Annotated in this window: 25 protein-coding genes and 1 tRNA gene; 15 read left to right on the forward strand and 11 right to left on the reverse strand. The window is 71.5% G+C overall.

The window, feature by feature from the left end; translation table 11 throughout:
• Position 1 precedes the first annotated feature (1 nt).
• The gene (locus tag ACQEUX_RS27845; protein ID WP_433054423.1) at positions 2–1393 is read right to left on the reverse strand and encodes a hypothetical protein; all 1392 of its coding nucleotides are present in this window, start codon (positions 1391–1393) and stop codon (positions 2–4) included.
• Between the two features lie 122 nt (positions 1394–1515).
• Here ACQEUX_RS27845 and ACQEUX_RS27850 point away from each other — a divergent pair, with 122 nt between their 5' ends.
• Positions 1516–2214, forward strand: a complete 699-nt coding sequence (locus tag ACQEUX_RS27850) for a PASTA domain-containing protein (RefSeq protein WP_433054426.1) — start codon at positions 1516–1518, stop codon at positions 2212–2214.
• 168 nt (positions 2215–2382) lie between these two features.
• Entirely contained in the window at positions 2383–3207 is an 825-nt protein-coding gene (locus ACQEUX_RS27855) for a PASTA domain-containing protein (protein ID WP_433054429.1), read from the forward strand.
• A 7-nt stretch (positions 3208–3214) separates the two neighbouring features.
• Here ACQEUX_RS27855 and ACQEUX_RS27860 read toward each other — a convergent pair whose 3' ends face one another.
• Both ACQEUX_RS27860 and ACQEUX_RS27865 read right to left on the reverse strand, forming a co-directional pair.
• The gene (locus ACQEUX_RS27860) at positions 3215–3673 is read right to left on the reverse strand and encodes a hypothetical protein (RefSeq protein WP_433054432.1); all 459 of its coding nucleotides are present in this window, start codon (positions 3671–3673) and stop codon (positions 3215–3217) included.
• A gap of 98 nt (positions 3674–3771) precedes the next feature.
• On the reverse strand, positions 3772–4056 hold the full coding sequence (locus ACQEUX_RS27865; RefSeq protein WP_433054435.1) for a hypothetical protein: 285 nt from the start codon (positions 4054–4056) through the stop codon (positions 3772–3774).
• Positions 4057–4682: 626 nt separating this feature from the next.
• Here ACQEUX_RS27865 and ACQEUX_RS27870 point away from each other — a divergent pair.
• The 3 genes from ACQEUX_RS27870 to ACQEUX_RS27880 all read left to right on the forward strand — a co-directional run bounded on the left by ACQEUX_RS27870 (position 4683) and on the right by ACQEUX_RS27880 (position 6372).
• Positions 4683–5564: a helix-turn-helix domain-containing protein gene (locus ACQEUX_RS27870; RefSeq protein WP_030487606.1), complete on the forward strand. Its 882-nt coding sequence runs from the start codon at positions 4683–4685 to the stop codon at positions 5562–5564.
• The gene (locus tag ACQEUX_RS27875) at positions 5534–5755 is read left to right on the forward strand and encodes a DUF397 domain-containing protein (RefSeq protein ID WP_433054439.1); all 222 of its coding nucleotides are present in this window, start codon (positions 5534–5536) and stop codon (positions 5753–5755) included. The genes ACQEUX_RS27870 and ACQEUX_RS27875 overlap by 31 nt, the downstream gene beginning before the upstream one ends.
• A gap of 215 nt (positions 5756–5970) precedes the next feature.
• The gene (locus ACQEUX_RS27880) at positions 5971–6372 is read left to right on the forward strand and encodes a hypothetical protein (RefSeq protein ID WP_433054442.1); all 402 of its coding nucleotides are present in this window, start codon (positions 5971–5973) and stop codon (positions 6370–6372) included.
• Here ACQEUX_RS27880 and ACQEUX_RS27885 read toward each other — a convergent pair.
• Positions 6340–6939 carry a hypothetical protein gene (locus ACQEUX_RS27885; protein ID WP_433054445.1) on the reverse strand — a complete coding sequence of 200 codons (600 nt, stop codon included), beginning with the start codon at positions 6937–6939 and terminating at the stop codon, positions 6340–6342. The genes ACQEUX_RS27880 and ACQEUX_RS27885 overlap by 33 nt on opposite strands.
• 217 nt (positions 6940–7156) lie before the next feature.
• Here ACQEUX_RS27885 and ACQEUX_RS27890 point away from each other — a divergent pair, with 217 nt between their 5' ends.
• Complete coding sequence (locus ACQEUX_RS27890) at positions 7157–9025, forward strand: S8 family peptidase (protein ID WP_433054447.1); 1869 nt, start codon at positions 7157–7159, stop codon at positions 9023–9025.
• Positions 9026–9091: 66 nt separating this feature from the next.
• Here the strand turns inward: ACQEUX_RS27890 and ACQEUX_RS27895 are convergent, their stop codons facing one another.
• From ACQEUX_RS27895 to ACQEUX_RS27905, 3 genes are all read right to left on the reverse strand, one after another.
• Complete coding sequence (locus tag ACQEUX_RS27895) at positions 9092–9898, reverse strand: WecB/TagA/CpsF family glycosyltransferase (protein WP_433054450.1); 807 nt, start codon at positions 9896–9898, stop codon at positions 9092–9094.
• On the reverse strand, positions 9895–11010 hold the full coding sequence (locus ACQEUX_RS27900; RefSeq protein WP_433054453.1) for an NAD-dependent epimerase/dehydratase family protein: 1116 nt from the start codon (positions 11008–11010) through the stop codon (positions 9895–9897). The genes ACQEUX_RS27895 and ACQEUX_RS27900 overlap by 4 nt, the downstream gene beginning before the upstream one ends.
• Positions 11011–11074: 64 nt before the next feature.
• Positions 11075–11160: transfer RNA gene (locus ACQEUX_RS27905), tRNA-Leu, on the reverse strand.
• Between the two features lie 207 nt (positions 11161–11367).
• Between ACQEUX_RS27905 and ACQEUX_RS27910 the strand changes: the two genes are divergently transcribed.
• Genes ACQEUX_RS27910 through ACQEUX_RS27945 form a run of 8 tightly spaced genes read left to right on the forward strand, consistent with a single transcriptional unit; the run spans position 11368 to position 21097 of the window.
• Positions 11368–12156 (forward strand): FhaA domain-containing protein, encoded by a 789-nt coding sequence (locus ACQEUX_RS27910; RefSeq protein ID WP_007454122.1) that lies wholly within the window; start codon positions 11368–11370, stop codon positions 12154–12156.
• A gap of 6 nt (positions 12157–12162) precedes the next feature.
• Positions 12163–12648: an FHA domain-containing protein FhaB/FipA gene (locus ACQEUX_RS27915; RefSeq protein WP_269681725.1), complete on the forward strand. Its 486-nt coding sequence runs from the start codon at positions 12163–12165 to the stop codon at positions 12646–12648.
• Complete coding sequence (locus ACQEUX_RS27920) at positions 12645–14129, forward strand: protein phosphatase 2C domain-containing protein (protein ID WP_433054458.1); 1485 nt, start codon at positions 12645–12647, stop codon at positions 14127–14129. The genes ACQEUX_RS27915 and ACQEUX_RS27920 overlap by 4 nt, the downstream gene beginning before the upstream one ends.
• 30 nt (positions 14130–14159) lie before the next feature.
• Entirely contained in the window at positions 14160–15650 is a 1491-nt protein-coding gene (locus ACQEUX_RS27925) for an FtsW/RodA/SpoVE family cell cycle protein (RefSeq protein WP_433054461.1), read from the forward strand.
• On the forward strand, positions 15647–17152 hold the full coding sequence (locus ACQEUX_RS27930; protein WP_433054464.1) for a peptidoglycan D,D-transpeptidase FtsI family protein: 1506 nt from the start codon (positions 15647–15649) through the stop codon (positions 17150–17152). The genes ACQEUX_RS27925 and ACQEUX_RS27930 overlap by 4 nt, the downstream gene beginning before the upstream one ends.
• Before the next feature lies 1 nt (position 17153).
• Positions 17154–18563, forward strand: a complete 1410-nt coding sequence (locus ACQEUX_RS27935; RefSeq protein WP_433054467.1) for a protein kinase domain-containing protein — start codon at positions 17154–17156, stop codon at positions 18561–18563.
• The gene (gene pknB, locus ACQEUX_RS27940; protein WP_433054470.1) at positions 18560–20380 is read left to right on the forward strand and encodes a Stk1 family PASTA domain-containing Ser/Thr kinase; all 1821 of its coding nucleotides are present in this window, start codon (positions 18560–18562) and stop codon (positions 20378–20380) included. Before ACQEUX_RS27935 ends, pknB begins: the two co-directional genes overlap by 4 nt.
• A gap of 21 nt (positions 20381–20401) precedes the next feature.
• Positions 20402–21097 carry a SanA/YdcF family protein gene (locus ACQEUX_RS27945; protein WP_433054473.1) on the forward strand — a complete coding sequence of 232 codons (696 nt, stop codon included), beginning with the start codon at positions 20402–20404 and terminating at the stop codon, positions 21095–21097.
• 56 nt (positions 21098–21153) lie between these two features.
• Here the strand turns inward: ACQEUX_RS27945 and ACQEUX_RS27950 are convergent, their stop codons facing one another.
• From ACQEUX_RS27950 to ACQEUX_RS27965, 4 genes are read right to left on the reverse strand one after another with little or no spacing between them, the layout of a single operon-like run.
• Positions 21154–21804, reverse strand: coding sequence for an aminodeoxychorismate/anthranilate synthase component II (locus ACQEUX_RS27950; RefSeq protein WP_433054476.1), 651 nt, complete (start codon positions 21802–21804; stop codon positions 21154–21156).
• 2 nt (positions 21805–21806) lie between these two features.
• Positions 21807–22091: a hypothetical protein gene (locus ACQEUX_RS27955; RefSeq protein WP_433054479.1), complete on the reverse strand. Its 285-nt coding sequence runs from the start codon at positions 22089–22091 to the stop codon at positions 21807–21809.
• 4 nt (positions 22092–22095) lie between these two features.
• Positions 22096–23871, reverse strand: a complete 1776-nt coding sequence (locus ACQEUX_RS27960) for a class E sortase (protein WP_433054482.1) — start codon at positions 23869–23871, stop codon at positions 22096–22098.
• Positions 23868–24668, reverse strand: a complete 801-nt coding sequence (locus tag ACQEUX_RS27965) for a DUF881 domain-containing protein (RefSeq protein WP_433054485.1) — start codon at positions 24666–24668, stop codon at positions 23868–23870. Before ACQEUX_RS27965 ends, ACQEUX_RS27960 begins: the two co-directional genes overlap by 4 nt.
• 221 nt (positions 24669–24889) lie before the next feature.
• Here ACQEUX_RS27965 and ACQEUX_RS27970 point away from each other — a divergent pair, with 221 nt between their 5' ends.
• The gene (locus tag ACQEUX_RS27970) at positions 24890–25153 is read left to right on the forward strand and encodes a cell division protein CrgA (protein WP_124821296.1); all 264 of its coding nucleotides are present in this window, start codon (positions 24890–24892) and stop codon (positions 25151–25153) included.
• The last annotated feature ends 205 nt before the right edge of the window (positions 25154–25358 follow it).

Consider the following 25358-nt stretch of genomic DNA (forward strand, 5'->3'; position numbering starts at 1 on the left):
GTCAGTCAGCGGCGGGCCGGTTGGTTCGCCGCGTTGGCCGTCCACGCCGGCTGCTCGGTGTCAGATCCTCCGCCTCTCCGGCGCCGGCTGGCTCGGCTGGACCGGATTCGCCAGGGCCGGACAGGTCCGGCTTCGTACGTGGGGCCGGCACGCGGGGAACGGCGGCAGCCTCGCCCGTCCTGGTCGTCTGCGGTGTGGCGTCTGCTCTGCCTGCGCGGCGACCCGCGGCGCCGGTCGACGACCCGGACGTCGACGGCTCGGAGCCGGCGACCGGGGTCGAGTCGGTCTGAACGGGGGCCGGGTCGGTCCTCGTGCCGGGGGTGACCGCACTCCGGTCGGCCGCCCGGTTGCGATCGGCGCGCTCGGCGAGGACGGCTGCCAGCACCGAGCCGCCGACGCCGACGATCACCGCGTACGGGGCGATCAGTTGGGTCGACAACTGTGCGGGGCCCAGCGTCGACCAGTGCGGCACTGTGGTCAGGTACGCGAGCGCGACGAGCACCGGTCCGGCTGCGCCGGAAGCCGCCGCGCCGACGCGGTGCCCGGCCGACCGCGCCGCCCGCCGGGCGGCCAGCAGACCGATCAGCAGCGCAGGCACGAGTGCCAGCAGCGAACCGGGCCAGTAGAGCTGGTCCCCGATCCAGTACCGAGGGTGGTCCGGGTCGAGCTGCCAGGTGCCGAGCTGAGCCCCGGTCAGGCCTCGTCCGACGCGTACCCCGTCGATGACCGAGACCACCGCGAGCAGCCAGAGCCAGGCGGCGGTCGCGGTCACGTTGATCGCGGCAGCCCGGGAACGCAGCGCCCAGATCGCGACGAGCACGCCGAGCAGGATGCCCAGCGTCGCCTGTACAGCGGCCGTTCGTTGCGGTGCGCCGGTGTCGGCGCCGATCGCGACCCGCGCGGGTACGGCGATCAGCAGCACGGTGACCAGCCCGCCGATCCCGGCGCCGAGCGCCAGGGCCACCCGCCGCAGCAGGCCGCCACGCTCGTTGGGCGGGGTCACGGCCACCTGCGCCGGCTGCGTTTCCGTCGCCTCCGGGCCGGTGGTGCCGGCGGCAGCCGAGCCCCCGTCACTCTGGGTCGCCTGCTCGGGCGCGGTCGAGAGGTCAGAGCCGTCCGTTGCCTCCGGGCCGGTCACCTGCGGCTCGGCCGCCGCCGGTGCGTTCCGTTGGTGTAGCCGCTGCGCGCAGACCGCGCCCAGCACCGTCGAACTGGCGGCGAGCCAGGTGGCCCAGGCCAGGCCGTCCGCCCAGGCTGTGTCGGTGGCCCCGGCCTCGGTGGGCGTCCAGGTGATGACGCCGAGCCCGTAGCCGAAGCCCAGTTGGGCGGCGCCCGCGCCGGCAGCCACCCCGATCGCCGTCGCGATCGACACTCCCCAGCCCTGTCTGGCCATGCCGGGCAGCGTAACGTCCCGTCGTCGGCGCGGCGAGCCGCAACGACCCGCCGGTATGGACGGCCGGCGTAGCGGGTTGGGCGGCGAGCGGTACGGTCGCCGGTGATGAGGCGGTGGGCGGTATGACGGACGCGAACACGGGTCGGCAGGATTCCGTCGGTGGCCGGGACGGCGGCGGTGCGGGCCGGGCCAGCGTGCTGCTGGGCGGCGGGTTGGTCGCCGTGCTGCTCGCCGCGGTCGGCGCGACCGGTGGCTGGCTGCTGGCCGGCGAGGACGACACACCCCCGGGGGATCCGCTTGCCGTCGCGACCGCGACCGGTTCGCCGACCGGCCGGGCCACCACGCCCCGACCGAGCACCGGCCGGACCACGCCGTCGGCCGTCCGGACCTCCGCGACCGCGACCAAGGGAACCGGCCCGACCGTGCCGCCGGTGGTTGGCATCGACTTCGTGCAGGCCCGGGACATGGTGCGCAAGCAGCGACTGGGCTGGCGGCTGGTTTTCGGCAGCGGCAGCGGTCGTACGGTCGAGAGCACAGCACCGGAGGTGGGCACCGAGGTTGCGCGGGGAACGACGGTGCAACTGCGGGTGGCGGGGCCAGCGCCAGCCGCCGAAGTCCCGGATGTGGTCGGCGAGGACTGCGCCGAAGCCGCCGACGAGCTGATCGAAGAGGGCCTCTACCCGCGTTACGTCAGTGGGCGCAGCGGAAAGGTCAGCCGGCAGGAGCCCGCTGAGGACGGCCCTGCCCGTTGGAACGACGAGGTCAGCATCTGGTGTGGGACGGACGCCCTCCAGCCGCCCACCACCAAACCCGCTTCCTGATCTCAGGCTCGCCGGCCGACCCGGCGCACACCCGCCGGAGATCGGTGGGCCACGCCCGTGCCGGTGGCCGGCGCGGCTCGGCACGCTGATCCCCGGCGATGGCGCTGTGGGCGACTAGGTTGGCGGTCGAGGGCCATGACGCCCGTCCGGTTCGGGAAAGGACGTGCGATGAGCGACGACCGCCAGGAGCCTCCCGCCGACGAGCACGACGACGACCGGACCCGCCCGCTGCCACCCGCCGCCGACCGGCGGGAGTCACCGAAACCGGTCCGCCCCGCCGCCGGGCCGGATGAGACGGCCCCGATCGACCGGCCTGGTCCCGCCGTGTCGCCCGACCAGACCATGCCGATTGATCTCGCCGCCGGCACGCCGGTCGACCGGACGACCCGGATAGACACCGAGCGGTCGACCCCGCCGCCGTCGTGGTCCGGGCGGGCGGAGGTTCGGCCGCCTCGGCCGGCCGAACCTGCCGGGGAGTGGTACGTCGAGGAGCAGGGTGGCCGGCCGTGGTGGCTGCCGATCCTCTGGGGTGTGCTCGCGCTGCTGCTCGCCGGGCTGCTCGGGGGTGCGCTCTGGCTGGGGCTCGTCGCCAACCAGGATGACGACCGGGACGTACCGGACTCCACCCCGTCGCTCCCGACTGCCAGTGCCACCAGCGCCGCACCGACCAGCGCATCCCCCACCTCGGCGGCGCCGACCAGCGAGACGCCGAGCAGCCCGGCGACCACCACCGCGCCGGCCGAGGTGCAGGTGCCACCGCTCGCCGGCCTGCGGCAGGCCACCGCCGAGGGGTTGCTGGGCCGGCTGGGACTGGCCTACCGGGTGGTATACCGCCCGTCCGAGTTGCCGCCCGGGACTGTGGTGGGCACCGAGCCGGGGGCAGGCACGCTGGTGTCGACCGACGACGAGGTGTTGCTGGTCGTCTCCCAGGCACGGCCCACGACCGGGGCGAGCCCGACCACGGCGAGCCCGACGGCGACGAGTACGCCGTGACCGGTGGTCACCACATCCGACGGCGGGTACCGACCAGGCCGAGGCCGGCCAGCGAGATGGCGAGGCCGAAGATCCCGGACCAGAACAGGGAGCGGCGGATGTCCGTCGCGGTGTGACCGGCCGGAGCTGCCTCGGTGAGTTCCTGGCCGTCGTTGGGTTGGCCGCCGCCACGGCCGGCCACCGGCCCGGTCGGGTCGGCAATGCCGGAGTGGCTGCTCGGGGCGTCGGCGCCGATCCAGCTCGGATCCTCGTCCATCGATGGACCGTCGTCCATCGGTGGGTCGGCGTCGACCACGGTGATTTCCGGTGCGGGCACCGGCGCGGTCAGCCGGGTGGACGACATCGCCGGGTCGTGGACGAGGACCATGAGTGTGGCCATCGCCCCGAGGAGGGCGAGTAGTCCGAATGTGTAGGCGATACGGGAGCGGTGGTGCCGCCGCAGGGCGGGCTGATTGACCATGACCATCCCAGGGTCAGGGTCCTGGACGCGCGGGTGGAACATTGCCGGGGTGGGCGTACCAATTCTATGGCGACGGCACGCCCACCGGCGGCGGATCGGGTCGGTCAGCTCACCCGGACCGGGGTACGGGCGACCGGCCGCCGGGGCCGTACGGTGTGCGGGCGCGGCTCGGGTGCGGCCTGCAGTTGCTGCAGCCCTTCTCGCTGGACGAAGATCGACCGTCGGCTGACCGCGTCGCCCGCGGCGTTCAACTCGTAGCCGTCGAGCCAGAGCCAACCGTCATAGGTGGGCCAGTCGAGCACCCGGATGACCCGGAACGTGATGGGCCTGAGGAACTGGACACTCGCCGCGCGAGTCACGTGCAGTACGTCACCGGTGCGGGGAAGCACATGGGCTCCTGGGGAGGGTCGGCCGGCGGTTGTGCCGGCGGTGCCTGAACGGGGGACGTCTCGGCCGGCGACGGGGTCGTGCCTCGTGAACCGGTGGTGCGGATGGTGGTGGTCGGGCCGTACTCCGCTGGTGGCGTGCCGCCACCCGACCATCACCCGGCTGCTTCCGGGAACCGCGCCCGCCGCCGCAGCTTGCCGGCTTGCAGCGGCGGGGTCATCACCCCGGAGCAGGTCTCGGTGTCGCCGGCCGGGCCCGCGTCGTGCCCGGCTTCCCCGGATTGGTGGGGTCACCACTCCGGGGGAGCGGACGGAGACGCTGAGTGATCCGTGCCATACGGACAGAGTGCATCAGGGACGTGCTTCATGCAAGTTGCACGTCGACTTTTGCCGATACATGAGCGTGTCGCGCGAAAGGGCTATTGAAGCCATCCGCGTCCTGACGGCACACTGAGAGCCGGTTTCGCCCGTCGCGGCCGGCCGAGGACCAGCACCACTCCCCTCGTCGCGAACGCTCGCCGTCGACGGTCGCGCCCCCGGCGGGTGTCACTCAGTGGCGCGTCAACCGGAGGTAGCCCGAGTGGGGTCGAGCAGCCAGCGGCGGAGACCAGTGGCGCACGGGTCGCGCGATGAGTGAGCGGCGCAGTCCCACCATCAGACGGCGGCGCCTCGGTGCCGAGCTGCGCCGCCAGCGGGAGTCCGCCGGAATCACCATCGAGGTGGTCGCCGAGCAGCTGGAGTGCTCGGCTTCGAAGGTCTCCCGGATCGAGACCGGGCACACCACGGCCACCCCTCGTGACGTGCGGGACATGCTGCGGATCTACGGCGTGGTCGGTGCCGAGAGCGACGAACTCGTGCAGATCGCCCGGGAGGCCCGGCAGAAGGGCTGGTGGCACCCGTACAGCACGGTGCTCGTCGGCGCGTACGTCGGGCTGGAGGCGGCGGCGAGCTCGATCCGGGCGTACGAACAGCAGGTCGTGCCGGGCCTTCTGGAGACCGAGGAGTACGCCGGGGCGATGATCCGCGCCGCCCGGCCGGACTTCACCGCCGATCAGGTGCATCAGAGGGTGCGTGTCCGTCTGGGCCGTCAGTCGTTACTGACCCAGGACGATCCGGTCGATCTGTGGGTGGTGCTCGATGAGGCGGTGGTGAGTCGGCCGGTGGGCGGGGACGAGGTGATGCGCGGCCAACTCAAGCGGTTGGTCGAGGTGGCCGAGTTGCCGAACGTGACGCTGCAGATCCTGCCCTTCGAGGTGGGTGCGCACGCCGGCATGGACGGCACTTTCACGATCCTCAGCTTCCCTGAGCCCGGTGATCCGGATGTTGTGTACGCGGAGAACGCCACGGGTGGGCTTTTCCTCGAGAAGAGCGACGAACTACAGAAGTACAGCTTCATCTTCGATCACATCCGCGCTGCGGCCATACGTCCGGAGGAGTCCGTCGCACACATCGCGAAACTGGCAGAGGAGCCGTTGTGGAAATGGCGACCAAGGGGTTCCCCGTGGACCTGACGCAGGCAGCATGGTTCAAGAGCTCGAAGAGCGGGCCGAACTGTGACAACTGTGTGGAGGTGGCGTACGTGACGGGGGCGGTCGGAGTGCGGGACTCGAAGGACAAGGCGGGCCCAGCCCTGGTCTTCGCGCCGGGTGACTGGCACGCCTTCGTCGCTGGCACCCGAGGCGGTGCGTTCGGCGAGATCTGACCTGGTGGTCAGCTGAGGTCCCCGTCCGGTTCCGTCCGGACGGGGACCTCGCCGTGTCCGTGGAGGACCGGCGGGCGGTCGTGTCACGAGGCGGTCGGCGAGGTTCCGCCGGGATTCCCGTCGCCACAGCGGGCCCGTCTCGTTGAACCGGTCGGTACGGCGCAGGTCGATGACCCGCCGCACCGATCCGCAACCGAGCGAGGCAGGCGAGACGGATGACGACGATCGGGTCAGACAATCTCACCAACGGTCCGGGCAAACCGGAGCGGTTCGGTGGCAAGTACCGCGGAGCGCGTCGAGACACCGTACTGACCGAGGTGGTGTCGACCGACCAGGAGCTGAGCGGGCGGGAGGCGTCCGCTGCGGAGTCGGCCGACCCTCCGCTCTCGCTGCCCTCGCTGGACCCGAACCCGCTGGTCGAGCCGTCGTTTCCGCCAACCGGCTGGCCGATGGAGCCCGCTGGGTCGCTGGCCGACCACCCACTGCTGCGTGGCCTGCTGATGGAGCTGCCGCCGAAGGGCAGCGTGCCACCGCCGGGCTGGCTGGACCGCTGGTTCGAGGCGACCCGGGCGATCCTGGAGTTGCTATACGTGCAGGGGTCCGGTCGCCCCCGCTGACCGTGGCCTGTCCGGCTGGGCCCGCTCCGCGAACCGGCTGTGCCGTAGCGCGTGCCGGACGCCGATGGCGGCCACCGCGAGCGCACCCACGGTGATCGCCGGCCCGGTGACACCGGGGTCAGCTCCGAGGTCGGTGCCGGCCGCCGCGATCAGCGCCGGCACCGTGGCCAGTGCGGTCACCTGCGGTGGCAGCCCGACGAGCGGGTGGGCCGCTGCGGCACGCAGCCCGTGCGGCGCGGGTGTGGCGGGGGCACTGGCGAACGCGCCGGCCCCGGCCCACAGCCGGCGGATCCGCCGTACGGAGCAGACCGCCGCCACGAACGCCGGGCCGGCGGCCAGGGTGAGCCCGCCCGCGGCCCGGTCGACGGGCGCGGTGCCGGCACTGAACAGCCCGGCGCCGAGCACGGCCGCGGTGAGCGCCACGCCGGTGAGGGCCAGCACCAGCAACCATCCGGTACGCCGGCGCAGCATGCGGGTGTTGCGCAGCCGGGGCAGCCCGTCGGCAACGACGCCGGCGACCAGCCAGATGGCGGCGACCGGGAGCAGGATGGTGAGCTGACTCTCCATGTTCGAGAGTCTTTCCCGAATCGCGGCGAGGCGAATCCGGGCCGGTCCCCCGTTCACCCCGGACGCGGGCCCGTAGGGGGCCATCCTCCGGATGGTATGGACGTTTCGACATGTCCCACCGCGTGGTGGCTGATTTACCCTCAGCTAGATCGGCAAGCGTCGATTGGTGTTTGGACCGGTGGTCGCGTTCCGCCGCCGGTCGGAGGGAGGTAGGGAGATGGGTCTTCCACGCAGGTTCGTACTGGTCGGGGTGGCCACGGCGACCGTGCTGGCCGTCGGCACCCCAGCCCTGGCCGCCGAACCCGTCGGCGTGGTTCGGGCCGCCGGTGGAGCCACCGCCGTGCCGGACAGCTACATCGTCGTTCTCAAGGACAGCGCGGTGGCCCGCGACCAGGTCGGCGACACCGCGAAGCGGCTCTCCGGGCGGCACGGTGGCACGGTGGCCCGCACCTACGGCGCGGCGTTGCGCGGCTTCGAGGTCAAGGTGAGTGCCAGTGCGGCGGCGCGAATCGCGGCCGACCCGGCGGTGGCGTACGTCGAGCAGAACCACACCGTCTCGATCGCCGGTACCCAGCCCAACCCGCCGTCCTGGGGCCTGGACCGGATCGACCAGCGGAACCTGCCGCTGAACAGCTCGTACACCTACCCGAACACGGCGTCCAACGTCCGCGCCTACGTCATCGACACCGGCGTGCTGTACGGGCACAACGACTTCGGTGGCCGGGCCGTCTCGGGCTTCGACGCGGTGGACGGCGGCTCCGCCGACGACTGCAACGGCCACGGCACGCACGTGGCGGGCACGGTCGGCGGCTCGGCGTACGGTGTGGCCAAGGGCGCCCAGATCGTCGGTGTCCGGGTGCTCAACTGCCAGGGCAGCGGCACCAACGCCCAGGTGGTGGCCGGCATCGACTGGGTGACCGCGAACGCGGTCAGGCCGGCGGTGGCGAACATGAGCCTCGGTGGTGGCGCCAACAGCTCCATCGACACGGCCGTCACCAACTCGATCAACTCCGGCATCACGTATGCGGTCGCCGCCGGCAACGGCAACGCCCTCGGCGTCCGACAGAACGCCTGCAACTACTCGCCGGCGCGGGTCGCCTCCGCGATCACCGTAGGTGCGACGCAGAACAACGACGCCGCGGCGAGCTTCTCCAACTTCGGCACCTGCGTCGACATCCTGGCCCCGGGTGTCAACATCACCTCGGCCTGGTACACCAGCAGCAGCGCGACGAACACCATCAGCGGCACCTCGATGGCGTCGCCGCACGTCGCTGGCGCGGCGGCGCTGGTGCTGTCGGCGAACCCGTCCTGGACCCCGCAGCAGGTGCGGGACTACCTGGTCAACAACTCCACCCCGAACGTGGTGACCAACGTCGGCACCGGCACCCCGAACCAGCTGCTCTACGTCGTGAACGGCACTCCGCCGGCGAACGACTTCTCCGTCTCGGTGTCGCCGACCTCCGGCTCCACCGCGCCGGGCGGCTCGGTGACGGCCACCGTCGGCACGGCCACCACCGCCGGCTCCGCCCAGTCGGTCAGCCTCTCCGCCAGCGGCCTGCCGGCCGGCGCGACCGCGTCGTTCAGCCCGTCGACGGTGACCTCGGGCGGCTCGTCCACCCTCACCATCGCCACCTCGGCGAGCACCCCCGCCGGCAGCTACCCGGTGACCATCACCGGCAGCGGCGCGGCGGGCACCCGCACGGCCACCTATACGTTGACCGTGACCGGTTCGGGCGGCGGATGCTCCGGCAGCAACGGCACCGACGTGTCGATCCCGGACGCCGGTGCGGCGGTGACCAGCTCGATCACCATCGCCGGCTGCGGCCGTAACGCCTCGGCGACCTCGACCGTCGCGGTGAACATCGTGCACACCTACCGCGGCGACCTGGTCATCGACCTGCTCGCCCCGGACGGCAGCGCATACCGGCTCAAGAACAGCAGCAGCTCGGACAGCGCCGACAACGTCAACACCACGTACACGGCCAACCTCTCCAGTGAGGCGGCGAACGGCACCTGGCGGCTCCAGGTGCGCGACGTCTACCTGGCCGACACGGGCTACATCAACACCTGGACCCTGACCCTCTGACCGGTCTCCCACGACCGAGGCCCCATCCCGTACGCCGGGTGGGGCCTCGTGTCGTACCGATCGGGATCAGACCGAGAAGGTGGCCGGCCGCTCGGTGGCCGGGGCCGGCGGGCGGGCCTTCCACAGGCCGGTCTTCTGCGCGGCGAGCCGGGTCAGGTAGACCGGGTTGAGGATGACGTAGCGGCGCCAGAGCCGCTTCGGCTCCAGACCGAGACGCCAGAACCACTCCAGGCCGGCGCGTTGCATCCACGGCGGGGGCTGGCGCAGCAACCCGGCGTGGTAGTCGAAGGCCGCGCCGACCGCCATCAGCGGCATGTCGAGCAGGGGCCGCATGGCGTACGTGAAGACCTCCTGGCGCGGACAGCCGAGCCCGACCAGGACCAGCCGGGCACCGCTGGACCGGATCCGGTCGGCGATCTCGGCGTCCTCGCCGGGCTGGACGGCACGGAACTTGGACGGCTCCACCCCGGCGATCTTCAGCGCGGGGAACATCCGCTCCAGTGCCGGGATCAGCCTGGCGAGGGTCTTCTCGGTGGAGCCGTACAGGTAGACCGGCAGCCCTTCGTCGGCGAAGCGCGACAGCACGTGCAGCGTCAGCGTCGGTCCGTAGACCCGGTCGGTGAGCCCGGCGTGGTGCAGCAGGTTGAGCGCCCAGCGCACCGGCTGCCCGTCCGGCGTGACCACGTCGAACGAGTTGAGCCGCGCGTTGTGCGCCGGGTCCAGCACTCCGGTCATCACGCCGTGCACGGCCAACGCGGTCAGCGCGAGCGGGCGCCGCTCGTGCGCCGCGGCCACCACCGCGTCGGTCGCCGTGGCGTAGTCGGTGACGTCGACCAGGACGCCGAGGACGTTGCGCTTGCTCCGCGTGGTCATGGCTGGGCCACCCACTTGTCCACGTTGGCCTCGTAGATCTCCCGCAGAATCATCGGCACGTCGTAGGTGATCTTCCAGTCCGGGTACTGCGCCTCGAACCGGGCCATGCTGCTGACGTACCACTGATGATCGCCGGTGCGGTTCTGCTCGACGTAGTTGATCCGCGCCTCGCGGCCGGTGATCTCCTCCGCGATCCGGAACGCCTCGATGTGGGAGGTGTTGGAGTGCCGGCCGCCGCCGAGGTTGTAGACCTCGGCGGACCGCGGGGCCCGGAAGAACGCCTCGAACGCGGTCAGCACGTCGCGCGAATGGATCGCGTCCCGGACCATCTTGCCCTTGTAGCCGAACAGGTTGTATGTCCGGCCCTCCATGACGCAGCGCATCAGGTAGGCCAGGAACCCGTGCAGCTCGGCGGCGGAGTGCGCCGGGCCGGTCAGCGTGCCACCTCGGAAGCAGGCGGTCTTCATGTCGAAGTAGCGCCCGTACTCCTGCACCATCACGTCCGCCGCGACCTTCGAGGCGCCGAAGACCGAGTGCAGTGAGTGGTCGATCGACATCTCTTCGGTGATGCCCTGGTACCAGCGGTGGTCCTCGGGCAGTTCGTACCGTGTCTCCAGCTCGATCAGCGGCAGGCTGTTGGGCCGGTCGCCGTAGACCTTGTTGGTCGAGCAGTGGATGAACGGCGCGTCGATCGCATGCCGACGGGTGTTCTCCAGCATGTTGAGCGTGCCGCCGGCGTTCACGTCGAAGTCCGTGTACGGCTCCTTGGCCGCCCAGTCGTGGCTCGGCTGTGCGGCGCTGTGGATCACCACGGCGATGTCCGAGCCGTACTTCTTGAACACCTGCTCCAGGCCGTCCCGGTCCCGGATGTCCACCGCGAAGTGGGTGTACGCGCTACCCAGGTCACGGCCGAGCCGCTCAAGGCTCCATGATGTGGAGCCGTCCTCGCCGAAGAAGTACCGGCGCATGTCGTTGTCGATGCCGACGACATCCAGACCGAGGCCGGCGAAGTGCCGGACCGCCTCGGAGCCGATCAGACCGCCCGACCCTGTCACCAACGCGACACTCACACGCCACTCCTGGTCCATCGGAGGCAGAATCCATCGGAGCATAGCGTGACGTCCGGCACGCCCCGATATGACGGAAGGGCCCCGCGTTACGCGGAGCCCTCGTCGGTGGTGGGGATGGGGGGAGTTGAACCCCCACGCCCTTTCGGGCACACGGACCTGAACCGTGCGCGTCTGCCATTCCGCCACATCCCCGTGGCACGACCCGGAACACTGTAGCCGCCCCGGCCCCGTTGTCTCCAACAGGCCCCGGGAATACTACGCTGTCCCAGGCGCTCGCCACGAGCGATTACCGTTCGTGGCGGACGAAAGATTAGCACGGCAGTCCCGGCCCGTCCGAACGGGCCGGGAGCAGGCGGCCGAGCGGCGTGTGAGCTGCGCGCGCGCCGGCCGGATACCATCATGTCCTCGGGACCCGAGGAGGAGCCGGTGAGCGTGCTGCAACGCTTCGAGAAGCGTCTGGAAGGCCTGGTCGAAGGGGCCTTCGCCAAGGTCTTCAAAGGGGTGGTCCACCCCGTGGAGATCCTCAACGCCATGCAGCGGGAGGCCGAGGCGCACAAGGCGATCCTGGCCGGTGGGCGCACGTTGGTGCCCAACCGCTACGTGATCGATCTCTCGCCGTTCGACCACAGTCGGCTGGCGCCGTACGCCGCTGCGCTGGCCCAGGAGCTGGCCCAGTCGCAGGCGGAGTTCATCGGCGAGCAGGCCTGGACGGTCTACGGCGACGTGATCGTCGAGATCGAGCGCGGCGAGGGCCTGGACACGGGCATGTTCCGCGTCACGGCCGAGGTCTACACCGGCGGCGAGGTCGCCCCGGTGTCGGCACCGGGCTACGACGCGGGGCCGCCCGCCTACCCCGCGTACGACCAGGGTGGTGGCTACGGCCCGCCGCCCGGGCACGGCGGCGGTCGCAACGTGCGGCTGGTCTCCGGCGACGGTCGCACCTACCCTCTCCAGATGGGGTCGACGGTGATCGGTCGCGGCGACCAGGCCAACCTGCGCCTGCCCGACGTCGGAATCTCCCGGCGACACGCCCGGCTGGATTTCGATGGGGGCCAGGTTGTGCTGACCGATCTGGGGTCGACCAACGGCACCATGGTCAACGGGCAGCGGGTCTCCGCCGTCGCACTCAACCCCGGCGACATGGTCCAGCTCGGCACCACGACGCTGACCTTCCGCGTGGACGGCTGACCCGCCTTGCCGGAACTGGTCATCACCGTTGCCCGGTTCGGATTCCTGATCCTGCTGTGGATCTTCGTGTTCACGGTGGTCGGCGTGATTCGCCGGGACCTCTTCGCGGGTGCCCGGTCCGGTCGCCTGGTGGCCGCGCCCCGCGCGGTGGGCGCGTCGACGGGGCAGGCTGCGAAGCCGGCGAAGGTGAAGCGGGGCAGGGCGGCACACCAGCTGGTGGTGACAGCCGGTCAGCTGGCCGGCACCAGAATCACTCTCGGTGAAGCGCAGATCACCATTGGTCGGGCTGAGGACTCCACCCTGGTCATCACCGACGACTACGCCTCCGCGCGGCACGCCCGGCTCGTGCCGCGCGAAGGGCAGTGGTACGTCGAGGACCTCGGCTCGACTAACGGCACGTACCTCGATCGCGCTAAGGTCACCGGACCAACCCCCGTCCCCCTCGGCGTGCCGATCCGGATCGGCCGCACTTCCCTCGAATTACGGCCATGACTCTGACCCTGCGCTATGCGGCCCACAGCGACCGCGGTCTGATCCGAGACGGCAATCAAGACTCCGTCTACGCCGGGCCGCGGCTACTCGCCGTTGCCGACGGCATGGGCGGCATGGCCGCCGGTGACGTCGCCAGCAACATCGTCATCGGTGCCATGGCGCCGCTCGACGAGGACGTCCCCGGGGACGCCCTCGTCGATGCGTTGCGTTCGGCCGTGGGCACCGCCAACCAACAACTCCGCGACACGGTGGACGCCAACCCACAGCTGGAGGGGATGGGCACCACCCTGACGGCGACCCTCTTCACCGGCAGCAAGCTGGGGATGGTCCACATTGGTGACTCGCGGGCCTATCTGCTGCGCAACGGTGAGTTCGCGCAGATCACCAAGGACGACACGTACGTCCAGATGCTCGTCGACGAGGGCCGGATCAGCGCCGAGGAGGCGAGCAGTCACCCGCAGCGGTCGCTGCTCACCCGGGCCCTGGACGGCCGGGACATCGACCCGGAGTACTCGGTGCGCCAGGTTCTGCCCGGCGACCGGTACCTGATCTGCAGCGACGGCCTCTCGGGTGTGGTCAGCGCCGAGACCATCGGCGAGACCATGCGGGAGTACGCCGACCCGCAGCAGTGCGTCGAGCGGCTGGTGCAACTCGCGTTGCGCGGCGGCGGTCCGGACAACATCACGGTGATCATCGCCGACGCCACGGATCAGGACATCGTCGAGGCGACCCCGATCGTCGGCGGTGCCGCCGCCCGGGACCGGGGAATGGCCACGTCGGCCGACGACTCGACGCCGGCCGCCCGGGCCTCGGCGCTCTCCGCGCCACGCCCGGCCGCTCCCGAGGAGCCGGCGGCCTCCGACGACGAAACGGACCGACCGAAGCGACGCCCGGTACGGACCGTCGCCATGGCGCTGGCCCTGCTGGTGATCGTCGGCGGCGGAGCCTTCGGCGGCTGGACGTACACCCAGCGGCAGTACTACGTGGGAGCCACCGAGGAGGGGCAGGTCGCCGTCTTCCGTGGCGTCCAGGGCCAGATCGCCGGGATGGACCTCTCCACCGTGCACCGCCGCAGCAGCACCCGGCTGGACGACCTCACGGCCGCCGCGCAGGACACCGTCAAGGTGGGCATCCGGGCCAAGAGCGAGCCGGACGCCGAGCGCCAGCTTTCCGAGTTGACCAGCGACACCCCGAGCAACCCCAACCTCAAGCCGCTCTGCCCGCCCGGCGCGGTGGGTGGCACGCCCACGCCCACGCCCACACCGACGTCCACGCCGACACCGATCGGTACGACGCCGACACCCAACGGCAGTCCGAGCGCCAACGCCCCGGCGACCCCCAACGGAGTTGTCAGCGCAAGCCCGACCGTCGGTGCCACCGCTGCTGTCGGTGTGACCGGTCCGACCACCACACCCGACGTCACGCCCTCCGACTCGGCCACGCCGGCGCTCGACCCGGCCGGTTGCCGGTCTCCTGAGTGAGCGTCGGCTGAGATCCTGAGGACTCCACCCGTGACCGTAGCGGCCACACCGGCACCCTCGCCCGCCACCACGGGCGGGCAGTCCGGCGTACGCCTGGCGCGGTCGCGCCGCAACGCCGAGCTGTCCCTGCTGCTGCTCGCGATGGTGTTGGTGGCCGCGTACGGTGCGACCGTCGAGGCGAGCCTGCTGGACACGGTCACACCGGATTTCTGGATGCCCGCCGCAGCCCTCGGCGCGGTCTTCCTCGGGCTGCACCTGGTCATCCGGTTCCTCGCCCCGTTCGCCGATCCGGCCCTGCTGCCGGCGGTGGCCCTGCTCAACGGCCTGGGGGTGGGCTTCCTCCGCCGGATCGATCTGGGCGAAGCCCCGGTGGTCGACCGGGAGAGCCTCGCCATCTTCGCCGGGATCGGGGGGCGGCAGCTGGCCTGGACCCTCGCCTCGGTGATCCTCGCCGCCGGCCTGCTCGCCATCATGCGTGACCACCGCTCGGTCTCCCGGTACGCGTACACCCTGGGCCTGGCCGGCATCGTGCTGGTGATGCTCCCGGCGGTGCTGCCGTCGAGCATCTCGGAGATCAACGGCGCGAAGCTGTGGATCCGGGTGGGTGCTTTCTCCATCCAGCCCGGTGAGTTCGCCAAGTTGGCGCTGCTGGTCTTCTTCGCCTACTACCTGGTCCGCAAGCGTGAGGTGCTCTCGCTGGCCAGCCGGCGTTTTCTCGGCATCGATTTCCCGCGCGGGCGCGACCTCGGCCCGGTGGTCGGGGTCTGGCTGGTCAGCCTCCTGGTGCTCGTCTTCGAGAAGGACCTGGGCACCTCGCTGCTCTACTTCGGCATGTTCGTGGTGACTCTCTACATCGCCACCGAACGGGTCAGCTGGCTGCTGATCGGCCTGGTCCTCTTCTTCGGCGGCGCGTACCTCGCCTACTTTCTCGGCTCGACGGTCGGCGGGCCGTTCGCCAACTTCTACGTCCGGGCGGAGATCTGGCTGGACCCGTTCGCCGACCCGACCGACAAGGGCTACCAACTCGTGCAGGGACTGCTGGCCCTGGGCACGGGCGGGCTCTTCGGCGCCGGGCCGGGCGGCGGTCAACCGGACATCCTGCCCGAGGTGCAGAACGACTTCATCTTCGCCGGTATCGGTGAGGAGATCGGCCTCTTCGGTCTCTCCGCGCTGCTGGTCGTCTATCTGCTGATCGTGGAGCGAGGGCTGCGTGCCGCGCTCGCAGTTCGGGACTCGTTCGGCAAGCTGCTCGCCGGTGGTCTGGCGTTCACCCTCGGCCTCCAGGTCTTCGTGATCGTGGGCGGGATCAGCAAGCTCATTCCGCTGACCGGTCAGACCACCCCGTTCCTGTCCGCCGGTGGCTCGTCGCTGATGGCCAACTGGTTGCTCATCGCGGTGCTGCTGCGAGTCTCCGACGGCGCCCGCCGGCCGGTGACCGGAGGCGGCGGTAAGGCGGCCCGGCCCAGCGGTGGCCCGCCCGAGCAGTTGCACGGTGCTCCCACGGAGGTGATCAAGCCGTGAACGCACCCCTGCGCCGCGTTGGCGTCGTCGTCATGGTCCTGTTCGGCCTGCTCTTCGCGAACCTCAACTGGATCCAGGCCTACAAAGACGACGAGTACCGCAACAGCGACTACAACGGCCGGGTCCAGGTTGCCGACTACAAGCGCAAGCGCGGCAACATCGAGGCCGGCGGCACCGCGCTGGCCACCAGCAAGGAGACCACCGGCAACCTGAAGTTCCTGCGCACCTACCCGGGCGGCGCCAAGTACGCCCACGTGCTCGGCTACAAGCCGGTCAACCTGGCCGACCAGGGCATCGAGCAGGTGGAGAACGACTTCCTGGCCGGCACCAGCGACCAGTTGATCGGCGACCGGTTGAAGGACATGTTCACCGGCGACGACACCGGTGGTGGCAACGTGCTGCTCACGCTCTCCAAGCGGGCGCAGGACGTGGCGTACGACCAGCTGCTTAACAACCAGGTGGGGGCGAAGAAGGGCGCGGCGATCGCCATCGACCCGCGTACCGGTGCGGTGCAGGCGCTGGTCTCCATGCCCAGTTTCAACCCGAACCCGCTGGCCAGCCACGACACCACCGAGGCGGCTGCGGAGTACAACAAGCTGGAGCAGGACCCGGACGGTCCGCTGAAGAATCGCGCACTCTCCGAGACGCTGCCGCCGGGCTCCACCTTCAAGATCGTGGTGGCCGCGGCTGCGCTGGAGAACGGCATCAGCAAGACCACACAGATCCCGGCCGGTTCCAGCTGGACCCCGCCCACCTCGGGCAGCCCGATCCGCAACGCCGAGCCGTCGATCTGCCCGGAGCGGCAGGTCACCCTGCTGGAGGCGGTCACCGAGTCGTGCAACACCGGCTTCGCCCAGCTCGGCGTACGTCTCGGCGCCGACACCATCAAGGAGAAGGCTCGGCAGTTCGGGTTCGAGCAGGAGGACCTCACCGTCGGCCAGCTCGGCGAGGGCGGCCTGCCCACGGCGGCCAGCCGGACCGGGGACATGCAGAACCCGGACGGCAGCACTGACCCGGCCGCACTGGCCCAGTCCTCGATCGGCCAGAACAACGTCCGGATGACCCCGCTGGAAGGCGCCATGATCGCCGGCGCGATCGCCAACAATGGCAGCCAGATGCGGCCGTACCTGGTCCGGCAGTTGCTCGCCCCGGACCGGACCACCAGCTACTACAGCGCCAAGGCCCGGGAGCTGCGCCAGCCAGTCGACGCGCAGGTCGCCACCGACCTGCGCGACATGATGGTCAGCGTCGTCCAGAACGGCACCGGGCGGAGGGCCGCGATCAGCGGCTACACGGTCGGTGGCAAGACCGGCACCGCGCAGTCCGCCCCGGACCGGCCCGACCACGGCTGGTTCATCGGTTTCGCCCTGGACAAGAACGGCACCCCGGTCTCCGCGGTCTGCGTGGAGCTTGAGCAGGCCGGCCCCGGCGGCAGTGCCGAGGCGGCCCGGATCGCCGGTCAGATCATGCGGGCCGCCATCAACGACCCCGGGGGCCGCTGACATGCTCAGCCCTGGCGTCCAGCTCGGCAACCGCTACCGTCTCGACGAGCGGATCGCCAGCGGCGGCATGGGCGACGTCTGGCGCGGCACCGACCAGGTGCTCGGCCGGACGGTCGCGGTGAAGAGTCTGCTCCCCGCGCTGCTCGACGACCCGGACTTCGCCGAGCGGTTCCGGGGCGAGGCCCGCACCATGGCCACCATCAACCACCCCGGCGTGGTGGACGTCTACGACTTCGGCAACGACCAGCAGATCGCGTTCCTGGTCATGGAGTACGTCGAGGGCGACGCTCTGTCGTCCACGCTGAGCCGGGTCGGGCGGCTCACCCCGGCCCGGACGATGGCACTCGTCGCACAGGCCGCGGACGCGTTGCACGCCGCGCACGAGAAGGGCATCGTGCACCGCGACGTGAAGCCGGGCAACCTGCTGGTTCGGCCGAACGGCACGCTGGTGCTGACCGACTTCGGCATCGCCCGCTCCGACATGGTCGGCCAGCTCACCGCCGCCGGTTCGGTGCTCGGCACCGCCTCGTACATCTCACCGGAGCAGGCCACCGGTGGCGTGGCCACCCCAGCCTCCGACGTGTACGCCCTCGGCGTGGTCGCCTACCAGTGCCTGGCCGGGCGGCGACCGTTCGAGGGCGACAACCCGCTCGACATCGCGATGCGACACGTCCGGGAGACGCCCCGGCCACTGCCCGCCGACATCCCGCCGCAGGTGCGCGCGGTGGTGGAACGGGCGTTGGCAAAGGACCCGGCCGCCCGCTGGCCGAGCGCCGCCGCCCTCGCCGGGGTCGCCCGTCAGCTCAAGGCCGCGCTCTCCCAGCAGGCCAGGGCCGGTGGCAACTCCGTGCCGATCTCCGCGGCGCCAGCCTCGCCGGCGGCACCCGGCCGGGCCCAGGTGCCGCAGGCGCACCCGCAGCGCCCGCCAGGCGCCCGCCCGCCGGCCGCTGGGCTGAGGTCGACCGCGACCGCGCCGGCCCAGCAGCCGCGGCCCACCGCGGTCGCTCCGGCAGTCCAGCCCGGCCGGCCGCCGGTCGCGCCGACCGGGTACCCGCGTGGTGCCGCGGCCGTGCCGTCGGCGCCGCCCCGGCAGGAACACCCGCCGGCGTACGCCCGGCCGGCCGGCCCGGCGGTGCCGTCACCCGAACCCGGCCGTTCCCGGCCCGGCATGGTGCTTCTTGCCATCCTGTTGGCCGTTCTGGTCCTGCTGTGCTCCGGCGTGATTTCCTACAACCTACGAAAGCAGTCGCAGACCGGTGAATCCGCCGGGTTGACCCCGCGCACCGTGACGTCCGGCGCGCTACGACTCGACGGGCGCGACGATCCGACCCAGACGTCGTACCGTCGGGAGATACGACTCCAGCCGGGCGACGGCGGGACGACGACGAGCGAAGGACGACAGACGCGATGACAGCGCAGGCCCGCCTGCTCGGTGGCAGGTACCAGGTCGGCGAGCTGCTCGGCTACGGCGGCATGGCCGAGGTGCACCGTGGTCGCGATCTCCGGCTCGGTCGGGACGTCGCGATCAAGATGCTCCGTACCGACCTGGCCCGCGACGCGACGTTCCAGATGCGGTTCCGTCGGGAGGCACAGAACGCCGCCTCGCTGAACCACCCGGCGATCGTGGCGGTCTACGACACCGGCGAGGAAACCGCGCCGACCGGTGAGACCCTGCCGTTCATCGTGATGGAGTTCGTCAACGGGCGGACCCTGAAGGAGGTCCTCGGCGTCGAGGGGCGGCTACAACCGCGCCGGGCGCTGGAGATCTGCGCCGACATGTGCGCGGCACTGGAGTTCAGCCACCGGCACGGCATCATCCACCGGGACATCAAGCCGGGCAACGTGATGCTCACCCAGACCGGCCAGGTCAAGGTGATGGACTTCGGCATCGCCCGCGCGCTGGCCAGCGGCGCGACCACCATGACGCAGACCAGCGCGGTGATCGGCACGGCGCAGTACCTCTCCCCGGAGCAGGCGCGCGGTGAGGCCGTCGACGCGCGTTCCGACGTGTATGCGGCCGGTTGCGTGCTCTTCGAGCTGGTCTGCGGGCACCCGCCGTTCGTCGGGGACAGCCCGGTCAGCGTCGCCTACCAGCACGTACGGGAGACGCCGCCGACGCCGAGCGACATCAACCCGGACGTCACCCCGGCCGTCGACGCGATCGTGTTGAAGGCGCTGTCGAAGAATCCGCTCAACCGTTACCAAAGCGCCGGCGAGATGCGTGCCGACCTGCTCCGCGCCGCCGCCGGCCGGCCCGTGCTGGCCACCCCGGTGCTGCGCGAGGCGGAGACGGTGGCGATGGCCCCGGCCGGCGGTGGGGGCGGCTACCCGCCTCCCGCCGGTGGTCCGCAGACCCGGCAGATCCCGGCCCGGGTGGGCGACCCGCGCCAGCGCAAGGCGTCCTCCTGGCTGATCGCGATGTTCAGCGCGGTCGGCGTGCTGGCGGTGATCGCCCTGGTGGCTGCCCTGCTCTGGAGCCAGCAGCAGGACAAGGCCCTGAAGTCGGTGCCCACCGTCACCGGCAAGAGCCAGGCCGCCGCGATCGCCGACATCCGCAACGCCGGTCTCTCCCCGCAGGTGGGCGACCCCGTCCTGGCCAGTGACTGCACGAAGGGCACCGTCGTCAAGCAGGATCCGGTGCCCGACACCCGGCTGGAGGAGTCCCGCCTGGTGACCATCCAGGTCTGTGGCGGCGCACCCGAGGTGGTCGTCCCCGCAGGGCTCAAGGGCAGCAAGCGGGAGAGCGCCATCGCCCGGCTCACCGAGGCGAAGCTCAAGTACGACGTCAAGACGGTCAACGACGAGGCGAGCCAGGACGAGGTTCTCAAAGTCGAGCCGCCCGAGGGCGAGAGCGTTCCCGAAGGCACGCAGGTGACGCTCACGGTCTCGAACGGCAAGGTCCGCGAGGTGCCGGACGTCGTCGGGCTGAGCCAGGAAGAGGCCACCCGCGTCCTCCGCAACGCCGGCTTCACGGTCGTCCCGCAGGACGGGCCGGAGGTGCCCGCCGCCGAGGCGGGGAAGGTCACCGACCAGAGCCCGAACGGCAGGGACAAGAAGCCGACCGGCACGAGGGTGACCATCAAGGTGAGTCAGCCGGAGCCGGAGACCGACCCGACGCCCACCGTGACGCCCACGGGCACGCCGACGGGCACACCGACCACCCCCGGCACCGGGGGCGGCATCGGTCTGCCGTTCCCGCCCCCACCGAGCCGGCTTCCCCAGGACTAGGACCACACCGCGGGCATCGGTATGACTGATGCGCAGGCGGCCCCTGCGGGGCGGGTGCGGCGGTGGCCTCGACGCCTCCGCCGCCTGGCCGTTCTGGGCGTCGTCGTGCTGCTGCTCGCCAGCCTGCCGTGGCTGTGGACGACGCTCGCCGCACGCGACCACGTGCACGGCGAGGCCGATGCGCCAGCCGCCGACGTGGTGATCGTCCTCGGCACCGCCGTGGCGGGCGATCGACAACGGCCCGGGGAACGCCTCGCCGGCCGCCTGGAGACCGCCGCCGAGTTGGTGACCAGCGGGCGGGCCAGGGTCGTCCTCGTGTCCGGCGACGGCGGCGGCACCTCGGGTGACGAGCCGGCGATGATGACGTCGTACCTGACCGAACTCGGTGTCGATCCGCGGCGCGTGGTCGCCGACCCGTTCGGCCTGGACACGTACGACAGCTGTGCCAGGGCGCGCGAGGTGTACGGCGTCGAGCGGGCACTGATCGTGACCCAGTCCTATCACCTGTCCCGAGCGGTGACGCTGTGCCGGCATCTCGGCCTCGATGTCGACGGAGTCACCGCTCGGTGCGACGGTTGCGGACCCGTCCTCCTCGCCGAGAAGTCGGTCCGGGACTATTTCGCCAGTGGCAAGGCGGCGTGGGACGCGGTCCGGGGTCGGGCACCAGCGGTCCGCTCGCCCGCCGATCCGGCGGTTCAGAACGCGCTGCGGACCTGACCTGGCCGGCATGAGTGCCGGGCCCGGTGACCGGGTGACGGGGCCCTGACCCGGCCTCAGGTGGTGGCGAAGGCGGCCAGGCGGCGGGCGTCGACCTCGGCGGCCAGCGCGGGTGCGCGCTCCAGCGCCTCACGGTGACCGCAACCGGCCAGCCAGTTGGCCAGCATCAGGTGGCCACCCTCGGTGAGCACCGACTCCGGGTGGAACTGCACGCCCTCGATCGGGAGGGTCCGGTGCCGCATCGCCATCACCACACCGGACCCGGTCCAGCCGGTGACCTCCAGCTCGTCGGGGAGCGTCTCGGGCAGCACGGCGAGTGAGTGGTACCGGGTGGCGGTGAACGGGTCGGGCAGGCCGGCGAGTACGCCGACCGAGTGGTGCCGTACCTCGGAGGTCTTGCCGTGCAGCAGCTCGGGTGCGCGGGTCACGGTCGCCCCGAACGCCTCGCCGATCGCTTGGTGGCCGAGGCAGACGCCGAAGATCGGCAGCTCGCCCGCGTACTCCCGGATGACGTCGAGGCAGATACCGGCCCGGTCGGGGCTGCCCGGCCCCGGGGAGAGCAGGATGCCGGCGGCGCCCACCTTGCCCACCTCGGCGACGTCGATCTCGTCGTTGCGGCGGACCTCGCAGTCCACGCCGAGCTGGCCAAGATACTGCACGAGGTTGAAAACGAACGAGTCGTAGTTGTCGATCACCAGGACGCGCATGGTCACCTGCTCGGGGAGGACGGCGCGGGGTTGTTCTGGTCGGTGTCGTACGGCAGCTCGTGCTCGTCCCCGGCCGGGGTGTCCCCGGTCACCGGGCCGCCGTCGCCCGATTCCCCGGGTACGCCGGACTCCTGGGTGACCTGCACGTCGTCGAAGGGCAGCAGGGGTTCGGCCCACGGGAAGGCGACATACCAGAGCAGGGCCACCGTGGCGGCCACGAGCAGCACCGAGCCGGTCAGCTTTCCGGCCAGGCCGAACGGCAGCTTGCGCCAGATGAACGCGTACATCGGATCAGCCTCCCAGCTCCGCCGGGCGGCCCGCCGACTTGGGTTGGGTCCGGTCCAGCTCGGCGTGGATGATCAGGCGTTGGTAGTTGTCGAACTTCGGGTTGCACGTGGTCAGGGTGAGCATCCGCTTGGTCGGCTTCTTGTCCGGCTCGCCAGGCACCGGTGCCACCACTTCGACCTGGGTCGGCCTGACGATCCGCGACTGCGACACCCGGTAGACGTACCAGTCGGTCTTGCTCTCGACCACGATCGCGTCGCCGTCGTTGAGCTCGTCCAGTCGCCAGAAGGTGGCCCGGTTGCGGTGGCCGGCGACGGAGAAGTTGCCCACCTGGCCGGGTAGCGCGCTGGCCGGGTAGTGGCCCGGGGCATAGCGGATGTCAGCCTGGGTGACACCCTCGACGACGACCCAGTTCTTGTCGAGCTTGGGGATGTAGAGGCCCGCGAGCGGCTTGCCGCGTACCGGCGGTGTCGGCTTGGCGCTCGGCCCGGCCGCCGATGGTGCGACCGTCGGGTCGCCGGTCGGGCCCCAGACCTGAGCCAACTCGTTGGTGAGGTCGTTCTGGTGGGCGTCGACGATGGCCGACTTGCCCCAGACCTCGTACCCGGCGAAGAGCAGCACCACCAGGCCGAAGGTGATCAGGACCTCGCCGGTGACGCGCACGCCGGTGCGCAGTCGTGAGCCGAGCGACGGACGGGTGAGCTCCGAGTAGACGCTCTTGTAGCCCTCGCCGGTCTGGTGGGGCCGGAGTTGAACCACCCGTTCGCCGCGTCGAGGCCGGGGCGGCTCGGCGGGGTTGTCGTCGCCACCGGTCGGCTCGTCGGGGACCGACGTGCGGGGGACGGCACCCATCAGCGCCGTCGAGTCCATTGCCGGCGGCCGGGTGGTGGGTGCGGCGGGCACGGCCGGAATCAAGGCGGTGGCGGTCGGGTCGGCGGTGCGGTCCGGCCCGGCGGGCGGGACGCCGTCCTGCCCGGCCGCCGAGACGCGATCCTGGCCGACCGGTGCGACGCGCTCCGGGGCGGCCGGAGAGACCGGGACGGCCGGGGAGCCGGTCGGTCGGGCGGGCCTGGCGACGACGTGCGGAATGAACGCGGTCGGCGAGTCGGCGACTGGCGGGGTCGAAGGGCCGGACGTGGCGGGCCGGCTCGGCGTGCCGGAGGTCGTCGGGCGGGCCGGCAACGCAGCGGGCGAACCCGGGTGGGTCGGGGTGGCACCCGGGGTTTCCCCAGGCGCAGCCGGTCGGGTGGACGAGGCGCCGGACGCGGGTGGTCGGGTCGGGGCGTTGCCGGGGGCAGCGGGCCGAACCGGGCCCTGGTTGGGTGCGGTCGGCCGGCCAGGGGCGGTCGCGGGGGAAACGCCGGATCCTCCGTGCGGGCCCGGCCCGGGCGCGGTGCTGCCCGGCCAGGGCGGTGGGGCGTCGACACCCGGGCGGCCCGGATCGGGTCGGCCAGCGTTCGGCGGCGCCGGGTGCGGCTGTGCGGTGTAAGGCGGGTATTCGGTGCGCGCCGGGTGCTCGGATCGGGCCGGCGGCGGCACGGCCGACCGGTCGTCCCGAAGGGGGTCAGGGGTGCGGGGAGCCTCGGCGGCGCGGTGCGGCTCGGGGGTCGCCGGTGGGCGCGACGCGCCAGGCCGGGCGGGCAGCACCGGCTCGGGCCAGTTGCCGGCCGGGGCCGGTCGGCCCGGTGTCGGCTCGGGCCGGTCGACCTTGGGTAGGAAGGCGGTCGGCTCGTCGGCCTGGTCCCGGTGTCGCCCGTCGCGACGCTCGTCCGGCCCGCTCACTTGGGCACCGTCGCCGAGCGCAGGGCGGTCGAGTCCTCGAATGCCGGAACTCGCACCGTGGAGGTCGCCTCCTTGTAGCCGAGCTGGTAGTCGTCGACCGCGTCCTTGAACAACCGGACTCCCTCAGAGCTGGCGAGGGCCTGCTGGAGGGCAGCGGGATCGCCGATTGCTACGATCTTGAACGGTGGGGAGTACACCCGGCCATGGAGCAGCAGGGTGTTACCGACGCAGCGTACCGCGCTGGTTGCGAGCACGCGGACGTTCATGATTGACATGGCCTCGGCTCCACCGGCCCAGAGCGCGTTGACCACCGCCTGCACGTCCCCCTGATGGACCACCAGGTCGTCGTTGCTGGCGTCGGACTGGGTCTGGTCGAGTTGTGGCGCGTCGTTCAGCTCGACGGTGACCCCGGGGCCGCTGAGGGCGGTGAACCCGGCGGCCTGGAGGCTGCCCTGAGCGCGATCCTGCTGATCCTTGATCGGGGCGTCCGATCCGGCCAACGTGTTGGTCCGTTCCTCGACCTCGCCGCGCAGCGTGGCGGCACGGCGTTCGCTCGCCGCCACCTGCTCGCGCCGGTCCTCGATGAGCTGGTTGAGCTGGGGCCGCCGGTCCTCGCGCAGTGCGGTGCCGCCGGCGGTTGTCGCGGTGGTGGTGAAGAGCAGCCCCGCCGCGGCGGCGATCAGGGGCACCCCGATCGACCAGCCTGGTCGGCGTTGGCGCGGTCGCCGGGGCAGCAGCCCGGCGGCGGCCCGTCGGAGGACCTTCTGCCAGGAGGTTGCGCCGGATGTGTACTCCACCGAGCGTTCCTTCCGCGTGTCGGGGATCGGTTCGCGCCGGGCGGGCCGGTGATGCGAACAGTCCCGCCTCTTTCGGTCACTCCGTGCACCGGCCTGACCCCATTCGTGGTCCGGGCGGGCAATCGGGACTACGCTAGCTCTCGAACATTATTGGCCATGGACCGTCGCCCCCGCGCCCGGTTGTCAGGCCGGACGAGGTCGTCACCCCTCTGGAGAGCGCCGTGCCCAAGTCTCAGGTCCGTAAGAAGAAGGTGTACACCCCGCCGACGGACGTCCGTCCGACGACGACGGCGTCGTCGCGCAAGCCTAGCCCGGTGTGGTTGCCGGCCACCGCGGTCGCCTTGATCGTCGTCGGGATCGGCTGGCTGGTGCTCTACTACCTGTCCGAGCAGGAGTACCCGGTCATGGCATGGGGTTACTGGAACCTCGCCGTCGGCTTCGGTGCGATGGTCGCCTCGCTGGCGTTGCTCTCCCGCTGGCGCTGAGCCAACTCGGCGCCGTCGCGTCGACGGTTTCGCGTCACCCCACCGAGCCCCTGCCCGGCGTGATCGGGTGGGGCCCCCTATGGTGTCCGCAGGCAGCGTGGCCTACTGCGAGATGACTCACGTTACTGCTGGGTAACCTTCGCGTAGGCTGCACTGCATGACCGAGCAGAGCGAGGTCATCAGGCAGTAGACCGGGGAGGCCAAC

The organism is Micromonospora sp. CA-259024, from assembly GCF_050936255.1.
Taxonomy (GTDB): Bacteria; Actinomycetota; Actinomycetes; order Mycobacteriales; family Micromonosporaceae; genus Micromonospora.

Coding starts and splice junctions, on each gene's coding strand:
- ACQEUX_RS27895 (WP_433054450.1), bottom strand. CDS start 9,898: ATGACCACGCGGAGCAAGCGCAACGTCCTCGGCGTCCTGGTCGACGTC.
- ACQEUX_RS27945 (WP_433054473.1), top strand. CDS start 20,402: ATGACTGATGCGCAGGCGGCCCCTGCGGGGCGGGTGCGGCGGTGGCCT.
- ACQEUX_RS27870 (WP_030487606.1), top strand. CDS start 4,683: ATGAGTGAGCGGCGCAGTCCCACCATCAGACGGCGGCGCCTCGGTGCC.
- ACQEUX_RS27900 (WP_433054453.1), bottom strand. CDS start 11,010: ATGCTCCGATGGATTCTGCCTCCGATGGACCAGGAGTGGCGTGTGAGT.
- ACQEUX_RS27860 (WP_433054432.1), bottom strand. CDS start 3,673: ATGGTCATGGTCAATCAGCCCGCCCTGCGGCGGCACCACCGCTCCCGT.
- ACQEUX_RS27885 (WP_433054445.1), bottom strand. CDS start 6,939: ATGGAGAGTCAGCTCACCATCCTGCTCCCGGTCGCCGCCATCTGGCTG.
- ACQEUX_RS27880 (WP_433054442.1), top strand. CDS start 5,971: ATGACGACGATCGGGTCAGACAATCTCACCAACGGTCCGGGCAAACCG.
- ACQEUX_RS27935 (WP_433054467.1), top strand. CDS start 17,154: ATGCTCAGCCCTGGCGTCCAGCTCGGCAACCGCTACCGTCTCGACGAG.
- ACQEUX_RS27910 (WP_007454122.1), top strand. CDS start 11,368: ATGTCCTCGGGACCCGAGGAGGAGCCGGTGAGCGTGCTGCAACGCTTC.
- ACQEUX_RS27955 (WP_433054479.1), bottom strand. CDS start 22,091: ATGTACGCGTTCATCTGGCGCAAGCTGCCGTTCGGCCTGGCCGGAAAG.
- ACQEUX_RS27855 (WP_433054429.1), top strand. CDS start 2,383: ATGAGCGACGACCGCCAGGAGCCTCCCGCCGACGAGCACGACGACGAC.
- pknB (WP_433054470.1), top strand. CDS start 18,560: ATGACAGCGCAGGCCCGCCTGCTCGGTGGCAGGTACCAGGTCGGCGAG.
- ACQEUX_RS27845 (WP_433054423.1), bottom strand. CDS start 1,393: ATGGCCAGACAGGGCTGGGGAGTGTCGATCGCGACGGCGATCGGGGTG.
- ACQEUX_RS27920 (WP_433054458.1), top strand. CDS start 12,645: ATGACTCTGACCCTGCGCTATGCGGCCCACAGCGACCGCGGTCTGATC.
- ACQEUX_RS27950 (WP_433054476.1), bottom strand. CDS start 21,804: ATGCGCGTCCTGGTGATCGACAACTACGACTCGTTCGTTTTCAACCTC.
- ACQEUX_RS27850 (WP_433054426.1), top strand. CDS start 1,516: ATGACGGACGCGAACACGGGTCGGCAGGATTCCGTCGGTGGCCGGGAC.
- ACQEUX_RS27875 (WP_433054439.1), top strand. CDS start 5,534: ATGGCGACCAAGGGGTTCCCCGTGGACCTGACGCAGGCAGCATGGTTC.
- ACQEUX_RS27890 (WP_433054447.1), top strand. CDS start 7,157: ATGGGTCTTCCACGCAGGTTCGTACTGGTCGGGGTGGCCACGGCGACC.